The sequence below is a fragment of the Pedobacter sp. GW821-FHT01D05 genome (assembly GCF_059422505.1).
The window spans coordinates 448779-465259 of record NZ_JBWKXA010000005.1 but is presented as its reverse complement, the minus strand read 5'-3'; the positions used below and the strand labels follow the sequence as shown (position 1 = coordinate 465259).

The window sequence follows — 16481 nt, the reverse complement described above, 5'->3', positions numbered from 1 at the left end:
TAATTTCTTAGCTTTACCGCGTATTTAACCAAATCATATATGAAACTAGTATCTTATAAAACCGAAGACAGGGAGCATCTTGGTATATTTATCAACGGACATATTTATAACTTAAATAGTTGCGATAAATTGCTTCCAGATAATATGAGTACGTTTTTGCAAGGTGGTGAAGTGTTAATGGAAAGAGCAAAAAGGATAGACGATCAGATAAAAGATGGTAGTTTAGCCGCTAAAGAAGAAATTTTTTACGAGATTTTGGCGCCTGTTCCGCATCCGACCAGTTGTCGCGATGGATACGCCTTCAGACAGCACGTTGCTGCGGCACGTAGAAATAGAAAGGTTGATATGATCCCTCAATTCGATGAGTATCCAATCTTTTATTTCACCAATCACAACGCTATTCAAGGTACTGGAGAAATTGAATGTATGCCAGATCATTTTGATAAACTGGATTTCGAATTAGAGCTTGCGATTGTTATTGGTAAAAAAGGTAGAAATATTAAAGCTGCCGAGGCTGATGAATATATTGCCGGTTATATGGTAATGAACGATATGAGTGCCCGTACTTTGCAGATGGAAGAGATGTTATTGAACTTAGGCCCGGCCAAAGGAAAAGATTTTTCTACGGTAATTGGCCCATGGTTGGTAACACCTGATGAATTATTGCAATATAAAGTTGCGCCTAAAGAAGGGCATGTTGGTAATGCTTACGATCTTAAGATGACCTGCAGGGTAAATGGCATCGAAGTTTCGAAAGGAAATGCCGCTGATATGGACTGGACTTTTGCCGAAATTATTGAGCGTTGCGCTTATGGCGTAGATATCCTTCCGGGTGACGTAATTGGTTCAGGAACTGTGGGGACGGGTTGTTTCTTAGAATTAAACGGTACTGGTTTGCTTAACGATCCAAATTATAAAGTACAGTGGTTACAGCCGGGCGATGTTGTGGAAATGGAAATTACAGGGCTTGGTGCTTTAACCAATACGATTACTAAAGCAGACACCGATTTTTCGATTTTGGCGTTGAAGAAATAAAAAGGTTCTTTAACGTTTTTGTTTAATCATCCGCGCTTGAATAATGTGGTCCTAATTCTGAATTCATTTCATGATCTTTTTTCTATTACATGTTATCAATGATAAAATGTAATAGAAAAGTCGTCATCTCGACTGAAGCGCAGCGTAATGGAGAGATCTATGATAGATTTCTCGACTACGTTTCTCTCCGCTCGAAATGACGACCGTTTTAAGGTTTTAATCTCCATTTAATCCTTGCAAATAGTAAACTTAACTACCTGTGCTAACTTTAAACACCTCCGATTTAACCCCCGTAGAGCTGCAAAATTATTTGCAATATGCTATCGCCCCGCGGCCGATCTGCTTTGCTTCAACTATCGATGCCGAAGGAAATATTAATTTAAGTCCCTTCAGTTTCTTTAATATGTTTAGTACAAATCCGCCGATCTGTATTTTTTCCCCGTCAAGAAGGGTGCGTGATAATACCACCAAACATAGCCTTGAAAATGTATTACAGGTTAAAGAATGTGTCATCAATATTGTAAATTACGATATGGTGCAGCAAATGAGTTTGGCCAGTACTGAATATGCCAAAGGCGTAAACGAATTCGAGAAAGCGGGATTTACCATGTTGAAATCTGATCTGGTTCGGCCGCCAAGAGTTGCCGAAGCACCCGTGCAGTTTGAATGTGTTGTAAATGAGGTGATTGCATTAGGCGATCATCATGGTGCAGGAAATCTCGTGCTGGCTGAAATAAAAGTAATGCATATCAATGAGGCTATTTTAGATGAAAACGGTCGGATTGATCAGCATAAAATCGATCTTGTGGCGCGTTTAGGTGGCGATTGGTACTGTAGGGTTACTAACGACAATTTATTTAAAGTAGCTAAGCCCCTCGCTAAATTGGGCATCGGTGTAGACCGTTTACCATATTCGGTCCGTTTTTCTAAAGTATTATCCGGAAATGACCTGGGCATGTTGGGAAACGTTGAGCATTTACCCAGCGACGAAGAAATCGACCTGATCAGTACCCATGCAGAAGTAAAAGAAGTACTCGATGCTACCATAGGTGATATAACCAACAGAGAAAGAGAGCTGCACGAACTGGCAAAAAAGTTTCTTCATAATGGAGCGGTAGAGCTTGCTTTAAAGGTTGTTTTACTTTAAATTTATTAAGGTAATTTTTAAGCTATGCATACAATTGTTCAGGTAGACCAGTACATCATTAATTCGGCAGAATTCGCGATCCCCATTTTAGATCATTTAAGGAATCTGGTTCATAAAGCTGATGCACGGATTGAAGAAAAAATGAAGTGGAGCATGCCATTCTTTGATTTTAAAGGTACGGTTTGCCATATGGCATCCTTTAAACACCACTGTGCCTTTGGTTTTTGGAAAGGATCGTTAATGCAAGATGAGTACGGCATTTTTAAAGAACGTTCTGAAGCGATGGGTTTATTAGGGAAAATAACATCTTTGGAAGATTTGCCTTCAGATGAGATCCTGATTGCCTATATACAAGAGGCCATTAAATTAAATGAGGATAATGTAAAATTACCTGCAAAACCGAAATCTACAGCGCAGAAAGAACTGATTATTCCCGAATATTTGATCGAAGCATTAAAAGATGACCCTAGGGCCTTGGCTGTATTTCAGAATTTTAGTTTATCCAATAAAAAGGAGTATGTTATGTGGCTTGAGGAAGCAAAAACAGAAGCAACTAAACAAAAACGTCTTGATACCACACTAGAATGGCTCGCAGAAGGTAAAACAAGAATGTGGAAATATAAAAAGTAAGTTATATAATACTTACAATTTTCATGAAACGGGCCTTGTAATGGCCATCAAGATCCGTAATGGTTACCTGATGCGCTTTACCCGAAGAGGCATGGATGAACTTGATCCCATTTTCATCAATAGAATAAACAATCCCAACATGGCCTATTCTTCTTATTCTTGAATTACTGCCTGTAAAAATCAATACATCGCCTACTTTTGCGTTTTCCAAGCTGGTTTCTTTACCCGCATAGCTAAATTCGCGCGAAGAACGAGGAACCTTAAAACCAAAATTACTGAATACATAACTCACAAAACCAGAGCAATCGAAACCAACTTTAGGATTACTTGTTGCATAACGATAGGGGATACCTAACATGCTTTTAGCAAATTCGATTAAACTTTCGGATTGTTTAGCTGAGGAATTGCCTGATGGCTTATCCTCTTTAGGGAGGCTGGCAACTAGCTTTTTAACTAACTCCTGGTACTGAGCCGGGATGATGGTTTGGGCTTTTCCTGCCGTGGCAGACAAAATGAAAAACGCAATCGGGACTATTATTTTCTTCATATGTAGGAACCAAAGATATAAAAAATATCCAAAGTCGATTAAAATGTTGAAAATGAGTGCAAATAAAAAAGTCCAAACAATTTGCCTGGACTTCTGATTAAAATATTTGTTTTCGGTTAAATACTTGGGAACATGCTTTGTGCTCTTTCACCAATTAATGGAATAGGTTTTTTTTCTCCCTGGATTGCAGCAATTAATCCGATAATCCACAATACGAATAATCCAATTTGAACAATACGGAGTATATAAACTGCATCTAAAAAGCCGGTTGCAAAAATTAAAGGGATTAAAAATAAGCTTAAAGCCCAGCTCAAAACGGTTGATACCAGATGGAACAGAAGCGTTTGTTTTAAATGATATCTACTCAATTCTGTTTGATTATCTTTATACATGGCGAAATAGGCAATTAACCATCCAATAAACCAAAAGTAGCTTACTATTGCGGCATTTTTTCCATTGTCGACTGTTTTAAAAGGTGAGTTTGTTTCCATAGGTTTTTAGTTTTTCGATTTAGCACGTAAATTACTAAATAATATGGATATTACGGCGTGGTAACAGCAACAGGTAAAATCTTTCCATTAAAGAATTTATGTCCGGTTTTGGCAAAATCGGCAACATATTTCCCCATTTCGAAGGCCATAACCGGGCTTTGGTAACCAGGAAAAGCAGCTTCTAGCATTTCGGTCTGTGCCGATCCTAATGCAAGACAATTGATTTTGATTCCTGTTTCAGCCAATTCGAACGCCAAACATTCAGTTAGGGTATGCAGCGCCGCTTTACTTGCCGAGTAGGCCGAAAGCCCTGGAAATTTAACGCTCCCTTGAAAACCACCCATACTACCGATGTTTACAATGTGGCTTCCGCTTTGCATTAAAGGCAAAATATGCTGAATCATCCTGAAATGCGAAATCACGTTGCTCTGTAACATTTCGCCCAGATCAGTTTCTGTAGTTTCTAAAAAGGGTTTATTAATTAAAGCGCCTGCATTATTAATTAGAATATCAACAGACCCTAATCGTTCTTTTAAAAACGGAACTAATGCAGCGTAATCATCATTTACAATGTCAAACTCTACAGGTAAAAGTGTACAGTCTGGATTAATGCCTTTAGCAATTTCTAAGAGTTTGCGCAGTTTATCGGCTGATCGGGCAATGGCTACAATTTTGTTCTCTTTCTGTAAGCTAAATTCTAAAGCAGTTTCGAAACCGATTCCACTACTTGCACCTGTAATTATAATGTTCATTAAAAAAAGTTAAAAATTGTTGGGTATTTAAGAGATAAGTTCGTCATGCTGACCTGAAGCGAAGCGGAAAGCTACGAAGTAAATTTATTTCAGCATCTATTTGTATTAAACATATCATAAAATTAATAAAATTAAAGGTATGGGTCAATCCTCTGTAATCAGCTGACTCACCGGGTTTTTAATTACATGTAAGCCATCGCTGATCAATTTCGTATGATCAAGCTCCCTGCCAGCTTTTATTTCCAGATAGATCTGAATTTCCTTTTCCAACTGATGATAAATCTTTTTATGGTAAATAATCTCCAGAATTTCCAATGCACAAAGCCAGTCCTGCCTGTGGTTCGTTTTAAGTTGTGTAAAGATTTCGGCAAGCTGATCCAAACCTTCGCCACTTTCCCTAATCGCACGAACCGTTTGATATAAACTATGCAGTTTTAAAGTCTTATCGTCATAAATAATGTGATGCGTTTTCTCATTGCTAATTAAAGTAATCTCCTCGTAGGCGTCTTTATCGGCGGCGCCATTAAAAACTGAAACAATCGTTTCACCTATCGCCATATCGTAAATGCCCCATTCGGGTTTAAACAGGATGTTTCCATTACCTTCTGTAACCGTACAATCTTTAAAGGCAATTAAAAGAAGCTTATCTTTTTCTGTAATAATATCTTTAACTATACCGGTTACTTTAATGCCACTTTCAAATATAAGTTCAGCCTTTTCACCTAAAATTACCCCCAGGGTCTGTAAATCAGTGGGATTGTAATCTTCTAATGTCTTTACGGCATCTTTTAACTTACCCACAGGAGACGAAAAACCGTCAGCATGGTAGTGTTTTCCATGGCCTGCTAATTGCTTTCCATTAAATGCCAGTGCCGAAGGACCAGTTGTTTTAATAAAAGTTACTTCATCTTTTGTACCCACACCAATATCGGTAAATACACCGCTTACCTGCAAGCCCGAGCTATAAACGGCTGTGGCCACATTTTTACAGGCAATTGCTTTCATAATGCTTTCTGTGCCCCCTTTTCTAAAGGCCATGGTGTTGGCAAAAGTTTCCAAAACATCAATCAGATTTTGGAATGTTTCGGTTACAAAAAGCTGCGGTTGCGGTTTGGTAATATCGTAAGCGTAGTTAATCGTATCGATGTTGTACCAAAGTTTCTCTACATCATTTTGCATGCAGGTTGCACTTTCACCGATAGAAGAAAGCAAACCGGCACCATAAATTTTTGGATTTTCTAAAGTACCAATCAATCCATACTCAACCGTCCACCAGTGTAAGCGGCCAAGTAATGTCATTTCAGAAGGTTCACCCATGTTTTCGTTGATGTAACGTAGCTCTTTTTCTGCCTTGGCAATCTGAAACTCATCTGCATCTACGGCTTCCTTCAAAATCGATAGTTTCCTAATGGCCTCGTAAAGTTCAAAATCTTTAGCCGAAAACATGGCTTTTGCACCAATCGAACCAAAATAACTTAAATAATTATTGTAATCTGTATCGGCAATAATCGGCGCATGGCCAGCACTTTCGTGTATAATATCTGGTGCAGGTGTATATTCGATGTGATTAATCTGGCGGATATCAGCTGCAATTACCAGTACACGGTAGGCCTGATACTCCATAAAAGCAGCTGGTGGAATAAAGCCATCAACAGTTACGGCGCCCCAACCAATCTTACCCAGGTTATCGTTCATCGTTTGCAGGTCGGGAATGTGTTCGATACTTAAACCAGCTCGTTGTAAACCTTTTATGTAAGGGTAGTAAGCAACATTTTTAAGATAGCTATAATTCTGACGCATCACGTAACGCCACACCGCTTGGTCGATCGGTGTGTATTTTTCGTAATTCTGGTCAACAATAAATTGCTTTAAATGATTGGGCAATTTTGTTACCTGCGCATTATTAAAATCATTAAAATGGCTCATGGTTAATCTGAAAATAAGTTGGTCGGCAGCTAAGTTAGGATGTTGTTTTTATCTTATCAAGAAAGTGATTGGATAAATTAACAGGTGAAAGTAATAAAGGTTTAGGTGTGTGAAAAAGATAACGTTGACCATCTGTTATTGATTAGGAAAGGTGCTGTGGTATTTCATCGGGAAGCTTCGGTCGGGCTGTTCGCTGTATCTTTTGCTACCCTTCTACTCCGCTCAGGCAAACCGCAAAAGGATGTCGCTTCCATCCCGTTTAGTTAAAAAGGCTTATGCTGATGAATTAGGTTTTTTAGGCAGTTCGCTGCAGAACTAAAATAGCAGCGAATATTAGCCACCTAAACCCGACTGGCGCGTAAAGCCCGGAACGAGGCACGAGTGAGGACTTGAAGCAAAGGCGGGGTTGTTGAAACCGAAGTGCTTGTAGACTGCTTTCCAAAAACTATCGAAAATATTAAGGTTTTGGTGGAAAGGTGCTGTGGTATTTTATTATAGAGGTTCTGTCAGGCTGTTCGCTGTATCCCCGATGAAGAATCGGGGGATGCCGCTTCCATCCCGTTTAGTTACAAAGGCTTGTGCTGATGAACTTGGTTTTTTAGGCAGTTCGCTGCAAAACGAAAATAGTAGGAAATATTGGCCAACTAAACCCGACTGGAACGTAAAGCCCGGAATGAGGCACGAGTGAGGACTTGAAGTAAAGGCGGGGCTGTTGAAACCGAAGTGCTTGTAGACTGCTTTCCAAAAACTATCGAAAATATTAAGGTTTTGGTGGAAAGGTGCTGTGGTATTTTATTATAGAGGTTCTGTCAGGCTGTTCGCTGTATCCCCGATGAAGAATCGGGGGATGCCGCTTCCATCCCGTTTAGTTACAAAGGCTTGTGCTGATGAACTTGGTTTTTTAGGCAGTTCGCTGCAAAACGAAAATAGTAGGAAATATTGGCCAACTAAACCCGACTGGAACGTAAAGCCCGGAATGAGGCACGAGTGAGGACTTGAAGTAAAGGCGGGGCTGTTGAAACCGAAGTGCTTGTAGACTGCTTTCCAAAAACTATCGAAAATATTAAGGTTTTGGTGGAAAGGTGCTGTGGTATTTCATTATAGAGGTTCTGTCAGGCTGTTCGCTGTATCTTTTGCTACCCTTCGACTCCGCTCAGGGTGACCGCAAAAGGATGTCGCTTCCATCCCGTTTAGTTAAAAAGGCTTATGCTGATGAATTAGGTTTTTTAGGCAGTTCGCTGCAGAATGAAAATAGTAGCAAATATTGGCCACCTAAACCCGACTGGCGCGTAAAGCCCGGAATGAGGCACGAGTGAGGACTTGAAGTAAAGGCGGGGCTGTTGAAACCGAAGTGCTTGTAGACTGCTTTCCAAAAACTATCGAAAATATTAAGGTTTTGGTGGAAAGGTGCTGTGGTATTTCATTATAGAGGTTCTGTCGGGCTGTTCGCTATATCCCCGATGAAGAATCGGGGGATGCCGCTTCCATCCCGTTTAAGAACAAAGGCTGGTACTGATGAACTTGGTTTTTTAGGCAGTTCGCTGCAAAACAAAAATAGTAGCAAATATTGACCACCTAAACTGCGCTACAAATATTCCTTGCCTCCATGACAAACAATTACTTAGGATTATTAATGTCTTTTTGCTTTTTTTCTCCGATTTTTTTAACGCTAAACGTAAAATAGTGCTGATAGAGGTAACTGAAAAGCGCCATAAAAACTGAAACCAGTATTCTCGACAGCATTGCCAAAGTTGGATAATCTCTTAAAAGTTCCAGCAAAAACTTTAACAAAACATAGTTGGCCAATATGTTTATGAACTGGAGGTTTAAAAACCTGAAAAACTGCACCCTGCCCTTTAATTCGCTATGTGTAAATATGATGTATTTGTTGAGCAAAAAACTGGTTGGGATGGCAACGGCATAATCAACCAATAATGATGCGGTTTCTCTTTGAAGTACAATAACTCCAAAATTTACCTCTTCTGTTTTAAAAATGAAAAAGTAAGCAAAATAATAACTTAAAATGCCCAACAACAAAGTACCGCCACCAGTGGCCAGATACCTGAAATTATGTAGGGAAATGAATTTTTTAAAAGGCGGGTAAAAAAAATCTATTACGGCTAAAATTATTTTGCGCATTACTTAAAACTGTTCGTTGTTGTTATTGGGCATACATCAAATTGCATAAGCGGTCGTCATCCTGTCCCGAAACTTCTGGATCACGATCTTTTCCTGCGATAAAGATGCTGAAACGAGTTCAGCAGGACGTGGTGGCATTGAAATATGCATTTATTGTGCACCCTTTATTGTTGGGCGCAATTTACAATTATATTTTTATTGCCACAGTAATAAGATCATTTATGCAATTACTCGTTATTGGAGTAATATGCAGGTTGCGCAACAAAATCGATTACTGCGCACCAGGTATAAGAGGGGTGGGGCTGTATGCTTACGCCAACGGTATTGAGCTTGTATTTTTGATCGAGTAAATTAAAACGGTGGCCAAGAGAAGGTACACCACAATCTAACAACAAATGGCAAACAATATCTAAACTGTTCGAGTAACCAAAATCGATATTTTCGCTCATGGCCTTATTGGGGAAGTACCTGGATAATCGTTTCGAAAATTTATCCCCGTTACTGCTTTCATGCGTATCTAGATTATTCCTGTTTAAATCCTGCGCATGGCTCCGGCTTAACGAAGTTAATTTATCATCAGGATAAAACATCTGCAGGTTTTTTACACCACGTAAATGTTTAAGTAAAGAAGTGTAGTAGGAATTATTTCGCGTAATCCTGAGTTCATTGTAATTTCTGTACTTCCGAACTTTAGCATTGTAGTTATTGATGTAGTCTTCTAAAAATGTATAATAAAACTTTTCGCCGTCAATGCGGATCAGGTTCATATACATCACAATATTTTTTTCTTCGTTGGTTAAGTAAGAAGCATTAGCTGCGGTATTGGCTTTACGGAATTCGGCATCAGTCCATTTTTGAGCATTAACCTGGCAGGAAAAAATGAAGAGCAAAAGGGTAGGTAGAAGTATTTTAAACATAGGATGATTTTCATGGATAACGTCATTTAATTTTTTTTATTTCTCGGCTGTTAAAAATAATCTCGCGTAAGCAATTAGTTACAGCCTTTATCTGATAAGGCAATGTGAATATTCGTAATTTTAGTTTTAGAAAACGGTGATGAAAAGAATATTGATATTAGGCTGTTTATTAAATTTTGCGGTTTCTTTAAAGGCGCAGGTAGATACCGCAGCTTATAGAGCGGTTTCAAATCAGATAAAGAAAGAATTTGCCCCAGATAAACGGTCTGTTTATTTTAATATTCAGTTTAAAGGAGATACTGTTTTTGCAGAAAGTACCTCGGCGCAAGTACTTGAGGTGCTAAATAACCAAAGCAAAGATTTTAAGGGTTTCGTTAAGATCAATGCACTCCTTCCTTCAGACAAACTGGCCGGAATGGAATACGGATTAGCCAATCTTTCGGTCTGTAACAATAGGGCAGCCCCTCAAAATGCAGCAGAAATGATGACCCAGATGATTTTGGGCACCCCTGTTCAGGTATTAAAAAAACAAGGCGGTTACTATCTGGTGCGCACACCCGATGGTTACTTATCATGGACTGATGCTACCGCTGTGAGTGTTATGAATAAGACGGCTTTTGAGGAATGGAAAAAATCAAAACGGATTATTTTTACTTCCGATTTTGGTCATGCTTTTAGCAAAGCGGATATGAACTCCCCACGTGTTTCCGATTTAGTAAATGGCAATATCTTAGTATTAACTGGCGAAGAAAAAGCTTATTATCAGGTTATTTTTCCCGATAAACGTATAGGCTACATTAAAAAATCTGATGCGAAGTTGTTTTCGAGCTGGATAAATAGGCCTAATCCAAGTGCTGAAGCTATTTTGGCAACGGCAAAAACATTAATTGGCGTGCCCTATCTTTGGGGTGGTACATCGATCAAAGGGGTAGATTGTAGTGGTTTTACCAAAACAAGCTATTTCCTGAATGGAATTATTATTCCGAGAGATGCCTCGCAACAAGCTTTGGTTGGAGAAGATGTAGATATTTTAGAACAAGATTCGATTAGCCTTACTAAATGCCTTAAAAATTTAAAAGCTGGCGATCTATTGTTTTTTGCTGCGTCAAAATTGAAAGGAACACCTGGAGGAAGAATAACACATACCGCTATTTACATGGGTGATGGCGAGTTTATTCAGTCAGCTGGGATGGTTAGGATTAACAGTTTGAAACCAGATGCAGCTAACTTTGATGAACGTGAAAGCAAAACCCTGGTGAGTGCTAAACGTTTTCTGAACCAGATTGGTACTTCCGAAATTACAAGGGTAAATCGACATGCCTGGTATGAAGCCTCACCTTATTAAGGCTAGGTTTAAAGCAGATGTTCAACAAGTTTTAGCGTCATCCTGAGTTCATCTCAGGGTCTTAACAGTAACAGATACTGAAACAAGTTCAGTATGACGCAAGGGTTTTAATTTATTTTATGACCCTTGCGCTTTAGCGGTTAACTAAATTTTATAAAAACATACCACCCGATGCTTCAATACGCTGCGCATTAATCCATCTCGCATCTTCAGTACATAAAAAGGCCACAACGCCACCAATATCATCGGGTAAACCTACGCGGCCCAAGGCTGTGTTCGAAGCGATTCCGGCATTTACTTGATCGTTATCGCGCACTACGCCACCACCAAAATCTGTTTCTATGGCTCCCGGTGCAACAATGTTCGATCTAATTCCCCTTGCACCCAATTCTTTTGCCTGGTATTTTGTTAAGGTTTCCATAGCACCTTTCATCGATGCATAAGCTGCATAGCCAGGGGTAGCAAAACGTGCCAAACCAGTAGAAAGATTTATAATCCCGCTGCCATCATTTAATAATGCTAAAGCTTTTTGGGTTAAAAAGAAGGCTCCTTTGTAGTGGATGTTTACCAAAGTGTCAAACTGTTCTTCAGTAGTTTCTGCAAATGAAGCATGAATGCCAATACCCGCATTATTAACTAAAAAATCAAATTTTTCGGCATTAAAAACAGATTTCAATACTGTAGCAACTTCTGCGAAAAAAGCATCGAAAGTTTTGGTGTCGGCTACATTTAACTGTATCGCGGCAGCTTGTACACCTAGCTGTTTTATTTCGTTAACAGTAGCATCTGCTTCTTCTTTTTTGGATTGATAAGTGACAATTACCCCAATTCCTTTTGCTGCAATTTTTAAAGCAGCATTTTTTCCTAATCCGCGGCTACCACCGGTTACCAGGGCGATTTTATTTTGTGTTTCCATTTTCTTTTAATTTATTAAACAAAGTTAGATGGAAAGCCGCTGTAAAAATGGTGATAGCTTAAGTAAAAATGGTGACTGTTTAAGTTTTATATGGTGACAATTTCCTTATTTGCGGCCAAAGACTGGAAATAAGCCTCTCTGTACTGTTTTGGTGTTTGGCCAGAGAAGTGTTTAAAAAACTTGGTAAAGTTAGATGGATCGTAAGTTAATGTCCTTGCGATTTCGGCAATAGGCATACTTACATTCTGTAACATCGATTTCGAAATTTCCATTAAACGTTCTTCAAAGAAATAACAAGGGGAGTGACCTGTAGCCGATTTAATGGTATTGCTTAAGTGTGTGGGGTGAACGTGAATAAGCTCGGCAAAATCTCTTACTTCGAACATTTCAGTTGCCCTGCCCGATACCACATCGTCTAAATGTTTATCCAGTTCTTTCAAAAAATCGGCTGCGATTTCGTGTTGACGGGCAAAAAACTTTTGTGGGATTTTCATATTAAAGCGATTGCTGTTTAAACAAATATAATATTCGGATAATGAATATGAAATCCGAAACCTATGGTAATGATATTTGTGACCAAAGGATTACGCAGCATAAGGCAGCTTATGGCATTTATTTAGTTTTTTTTCTTCCTAACCACAATAAGCTGTTGATAATCATTTTGTTCTGTATTTCGTTGCCGAAAGTATAAGAAAGTGTGCTATTGGTTTTACCGTACTTGTGCTCGTAATCGATATCGTTATGCCCCATGTTTACATAAACCATTTTAAATTTTTTATTGCTCCAAACCACCGGGTAATATCCACTGTGCCATATTTCGTGTGCTTTTGGTCCTGTGCCCAACGGAAAGCTAGATGAATCAATAGACAGTAAAATCTGGATGTCGGGGTTTTTTCTTAAATCATTCTGCCAACGGTACCACTCATTGGGTTGTGCATTAAAGGTATTGGGCAGGTTTTTAGTTACGGGATGTTTCTTGTTTTCTACCTTAAGTATTGCTGATGTAGGCCGCCAGGTATTACTGCCATATTCACCCGACCCTAAAAAAGTCTGGTGATACCAGTCCCAGTTTTGATCGAAAGCCGATTTTGAAAGGGCAAAGGCAGAAAAATGAAAACCCATCCAACCGCCGCCATTTTCCATATATTTTTCAAAAGCTTTGCGTTGTTCAGGATCTTCCGGACGGGTATCTAAAAACAGAACAACCTGATATTTAGCCAGAAACCTGGCATTTAAGTTATTCCAGTTTGTGGTTGAGTCGTAACTGAAGTGATATTTTTTGGCCACTTTTGGGAACCACTTATTTGCTTCATGAACAAAACTGATATGCGCCTGATCGTTTTTTGCCGTGTAAAAGGCAATTACATTGAATTTAGCTCGGCTTTGTGCCTTTGTAAGGGCAAAGCTGAAAACAATAAATAAAATAGTAAGTATCGATTTTTTGGTGAAGTGCATTTGGCCAGATTATCTTACTAAATTAATTAAACGCTATTGAATTGAATTTGGCTCAAGAGATAATAAAGTCAAATTGTGGTTTTACAAACCGTTCAATCGATTGATAATATTATCCCAGTTTAAACACATGTAGTTTTTTTACAAATTTTTCCCGCTGGTACCAGTCGTTATAAACCAGTTCTACTTGCTTCACTTCAAAGGTGCCAAAATCAAAGTTCCTGTACTTTTCGATAAGAGTAAGCAAAGCGTTTATATGGATTAATTCCGATCTGAAACGGATTACTGTAGCATGTGCGGTTTGGATGGCATAACGTTTATCGATGCTCTGTTGCAGGTCTGAATTTTTAAAGCCAGCCCGCAAATCATCTCTGATTTTGTTTAAGGTATCGGTTAAAAAACCTTGAATTAAAATGCAGGATGCCGATGCCGTAAGTCCTTTAAACTGAATCTTGAAACGCTTATGCCTGGTTAAAACCTGTTGGATGAGTTGAATGTAATCCTCAACATGGATATTCTTTAAGTCGAAGCCCTCATAACAGGAAATGATAGACATTAGGGTAATGTGTATGTCGGCATGCTGATAATAATATTGTTCAGGTTCAATTGCTTTTGCTTCAGTTAAAAACTGCTGGATTTTACCTTTCGTTGCAGCATCTGGTCTGATTACGAGTGTGATTCCGAAACGCTGATCGGTATCCGAATCGATTAAATGATCTGTTTCATAATTTCCGGCAGATATCTTTGCGATTGATTCGGTATAAAGTTTATGGTAATGCTCGGCTAAATTCATTTTTTATACACAAAAAAGTCGCAGGGATAAACCTGCGACTTGATAAAACGGTCGTCATCTCGACTGAAGCGTAGCGAAATGGAGAGATCTACAAAGGCAGATTTAGCTTCGCTGAGCACTTCGTGGTTCTCGACTACGTTGCACTTCGCTCGAAATGACGACTTTACAGATAATAATCGGCATTTCAACATTTTTGAATAATATCTGATTGCTCAGAAGAACGATTCGTTTTATGCCAACAAAGTTTTCCAGCTTACTGCCGAGCCGATAATGTTTCCTAAATCGGCGATGGCTACACGTTCTTGCTCCATGCTATCGCGATGGCGGATGGTAACTGTGTTGTCTTCTAAACTCTGGTGATCAACAGTGATACAGAAAGGCGTACCAACAGCATCCTGACGGCGGTAACGTTTACCAATAGCATCTTTCTCTTCATAAATACAGTTGAAATCAAATTTCAGGGTATCCATAATTTCGCGGGCCTTTTCGGGTAAACCATCTTTTTTGGTTAATGGGAAAATAGCTACTTTATAAGGCGCCAAAGCTGGATGTAAACGCAATAATGTACGGCTATCCTGTTTATCATCGGTGCTTAAATCCTGCTCTTCAAAAGCATTAATCATGGTTAACAAGAACATACGGTCTAAACCGATAGAGGTTTCGATAACATAAGGAACGTAGTTGCCATAAGGTTTACCTTCTTCATTTAAATCGTTATCGAAATATTGCATTTTTTTGCCAGAGTACTCCTGGTGTTGTGTTAAATCGAAATCGGTACGGCTATGGATACCTTCAACCTCTTTAAATCCGAACGGGAATTCGAATTCAATATCAGTTGCTGCATTGGCATAGTGTGCTAATTTAACGTGGTCGTGGTAACGGTATTTTTCGGGCGAAGTACCTAAAGCTTTGTGCCATTTCAAACGCGCTTCTTTCCAGTATTCGAACCATTTTTTGTCTTCACCCGGACGAACAAAAAATTGCATTTCCATTTGCTCAAACTCACGCATACGCATAATAAACTGGCGGGCAATTACCTCATTTCTAAAAGCCTTACCAATCTGCGCAATACCGAAAGGAATTTTCATCCTACCCGATTTTTGAACGTTTAAAAAGTTTACGAAAATACCCTGTGCTGTTTCCGGACGAAGGTAAACTTCATCGCTTCCTTCAGCCATTGCACCAAATTGTGTGCTAAACATCAGGTTAAACTGGCGTACATCAGTCCAGTTAGAAGTTTTAGAAATTGGGCAGATTACTTTGTAATCAACAATTAAATCTTTTAGCTGTGCTAGATTTTCAGATTTAAGTGCTAGGTTCATTTCCACCTCAAGCGTTAAACCCTTTTTAACAAATCTCCAGCTCGCTTCCTCCACAAAAGGATATTTAGCGTGATCTAAAATCGTTTCCTCATCTTTAAATGTGGGCACCCAGCTCGCCTGACCTTCATCACTTAAGCCCAATATTTCTTGTTGAAATTCTTCGAATTTGGCTTTATTTTCTGCGCTGAAATTAGCCAGTTCCGAATATAGTTCATCAATTTTATTCTCCAATAACTGATCGGCTCGGTAACGTTTTTTAGAATCCTTGTTATCGATCATTGGGTCGTTAAAACCATCAACGTGTCCGCTGGCTTTCCAAACTTTAGGGTGCATAAAAATTGCAGAGTCGATCCCTACAATGTTTTCGTGCATTTGCACCATGGCTTTCCACCAGTAGGTTTTAATGTTATTTTTTAATTCAGCACCCAATTGGCCGTAATCGTAAACGGCACTTAAGCCATCATATATTTCGCTGCTCTGAAATACAAAACCGTATTCTTTAGCGTGTGATATTACATTTTTAAATTGTTCGTCGTTATTCTTTTGAGCCATAATGCAGCAAAGATAATAAATAAGGTAAAAGGTAAGAGGTAAAAGGTAAAAGGTTTTTGATCAATGGCAAAGGAACTGCAGATTTTAGAATTTATGCACTTAACTTCGGTACGCTAAGGTGTCTTAGGTGGTCGAAAACGGGCGAAAGGGAGCCTTGCGAGTCAGCTTATTTGCCCTTAAATCTCTTAAATGGTTCAAATAATATGGAAAGCAATAGTCGTGCTGGTCGGTTTCGGAGCTCCTGCTTTACGCTTTAATTTTTTTATTGCAGTGATTTTTGAGAGGAATCGTCATTGCGAGAAGGCTTTTTCAGCCGACGAAGCAATCTTAAAACGATCGTTACTAGTCTGCGCTTTAAGATTGCTTCGTCGTTCCTCCTCGCAATGACGACCTTTCTGTGGATTCTGTTAATGGTAGCGGAGTCGAAGGGTAGCAAAAGATATAGCAACAGCCCAGGCGAACCCTCCCCATAAAATGCTACAGCACCTTTACTAATCATTTGCATTATCTAATCAGG

At 39.1% G+C, this 16481-nt stretch carries 15 protein-coding genes; 4 read left to right on the top strand and 11 right to left on the bottom strand.

Annotated elements, in window-relative coordinates:
* Positions 1–39: 39 nt before the first annotated feature.
* From AC07VK_RS19450 to AC07VK_RS19440, 3 genes are all read left to right on the top strand, one after another.
* Positions 40–1035: a fumarylacetoacetate hydrolase family protein gene (locus AC07VK_RS19450; protein ID WP_492962620.1), complete on the top strand. Its 996-nt coding sequence runs from the start codon at positions 40–42 to the stop codon at positions 1033–1035.
* Between the two features lie 259 nt (positions 1036–1294).
* Entirely contained in the window at positions 1295–2182 is an 888-nt protein-coding gene (locus AC07VK_RS19445) for a flavin reductase family protein (protein ID WP_492962618.1), read from the top strand.
* Positions 2183–2206: 24 nt separating this feature from the next.
* On the top strand, positions 2207–2812 hold the full coding sequence (locus AC07VK_RS19440) for a YdeI/OmpD-associated family protein (protein ID WP_492962617.1): 606 nt from the start codon (positions 2207–2209) through the stop codon (positions 2810–2812).
* A gap of 1 nt (position 2813) precedes the next feature.
* Here AC07VK_RS19440 and AC07VK_RS19435 read toward each other — a convergent pair whose 3' ends face one another.
* The 6 genes from AC07VK_RS19435 to AC07VK_RS19410 form a co-directional block, all read right to left on the bottom strand.
* Entirely contained in the window at positions 2814–3359 is a 546-nt protein-coding gene (locus AC07VK_RS19435; RefSeq protein ID WP_492954589.1) for a C40 family peptidase, read from the bottom strand.
* Positions 3360–3475: 116 nt separating this feature from the next.
* A complete protein-coding gene (locus AC07VK_RS19430) occupies positions 3476–3850 on the bottom strand; it encodes a DUF4870 domain-containing protein (protein WP_492962615.1) in 375 nt (124 codons plus the stop codon).
* Positions 3851–3900: 50 nt separating this feature from the next.
* Positions 3901–4602 (bottom strand): SDR family oxidoreductase, encoded by a 702-nt coding sequence (locus AC07VK_RS19425; protein WP_492954591.1) that lies wholly within the window; start codon positions 4600–4602, stop codon positions 3901–3903.
* A 144-nt stretch (positions 4603–4746) separates the two neighbouring features.
* On the bottom strand, positions 4747–6528 hold the full coding sequence (locus AC07VK_RS19420) for an aromatic amino acid hydroxylase (RefSeq protein ID WP_492962613.1): 1782 nt from the start codon (positions 6526–6528) through the stop codon (positions 4747–4749).
* Between the two features lie 1617 nt (positions 6529–8145).
* Complete coding sequence (locus AC07VK_RS19415; protein ID WP_492962607.1) at positions 8146–8667, bottom strand: GtrA family protein; 522 nt, start codon at positions 8665–8667, stop codon at positions 8146–8148.
* Between the two features lie 227 nt (positions 8668–8894).
* Positions 8895–9584, bottom strand: coding sequence for a CAP domain-containing protein (locus AC07VK_RS19410; protein WP_492954596.1), 690 nt, complete (start codon positions 9582–9584; stop codon positions 8895–8897).
* 139 nt (positions 9585–9723) lie between these two features.
* On the opposite strand from AC07VK_RS19410, the gene AC07VK_RS19405 reads away from it, so the two are divergent.
* Entirely contained in the window at positions 9724–10929 is a 1206-nt protein-coding gene (locus tag AC07VK_RS19405) for an NlpC/P60 family protein (protein ID WP_492962605.1), read from the top strand.
* Between the two features lie 151 nt (positions 10930–11080).
* Here the strand turns inward: AC07VK_RS19405 and AC07VK_RS19400 are convergent, their stop codons facing one another.
* From AC07VK_RS19400 to AC07VK_RS19380, 5 genes are all read right to left on the bottom strand, one after another.
* Positions 11081–11845, bottom strand: coding sequence for an SDR family NAD(P)-dependent oxidoreductase (locus AC07VK_RS19400; protein ID WP_492962604.1), 765 nt, complete (start codon positions 11843–11845; stop codon positions 11081–11083).
* An 86-nt stretch (positions 11846–11931) separates the two neighbouring features.
* A complete protein-coding gene (locus AC07VK_RS19395; protein ID WP_057932418.1) occupies positions 11932–12339 on the bottom strand; it encodes a helix-turn-helix domain-containing protein in 408 nt (135 codons plus the stop codon).
* A gap of 118 nt (positions 12340–12457) precedes the next feature.
* Positions 12458–13300, bottom strand: coding sequence for a ThuA domain-containing protein (locus tag AC07VK_RS19390; RefSeq protein WP_492962602.1), 843 nt, complete (start codon positions 13298–13300; stop codon positions 12458–12460).
* A gap of 109 nt (positions 13301–13409) precedes the next feature.
* Positions 13410–14090 (bottom strand): 2'-5' RNA ligase family protein, encoded by a 681-nt coding sequence (locus tag AC07VK_RS19385; RefSeq protein ID WP_492962600.1) that lies wholly within the window; start codon positions 14088–14090, stop codon positions 13410–13412.
* A 230-nt stretch (positions 14091–14320) separates the two neighbouring features.
* Positions 14321–15964, bottom strand: a complete 1644-nt coding sequence (locus tag AC07VK_RS19380) for a glycine--tRNA ligase (protein WP_492962598.1) — start codon at positions 15962–15964, stop codon at positions 14321–14323.
* Positions 15965–16481: the final 517 nt, after the last annotated feature.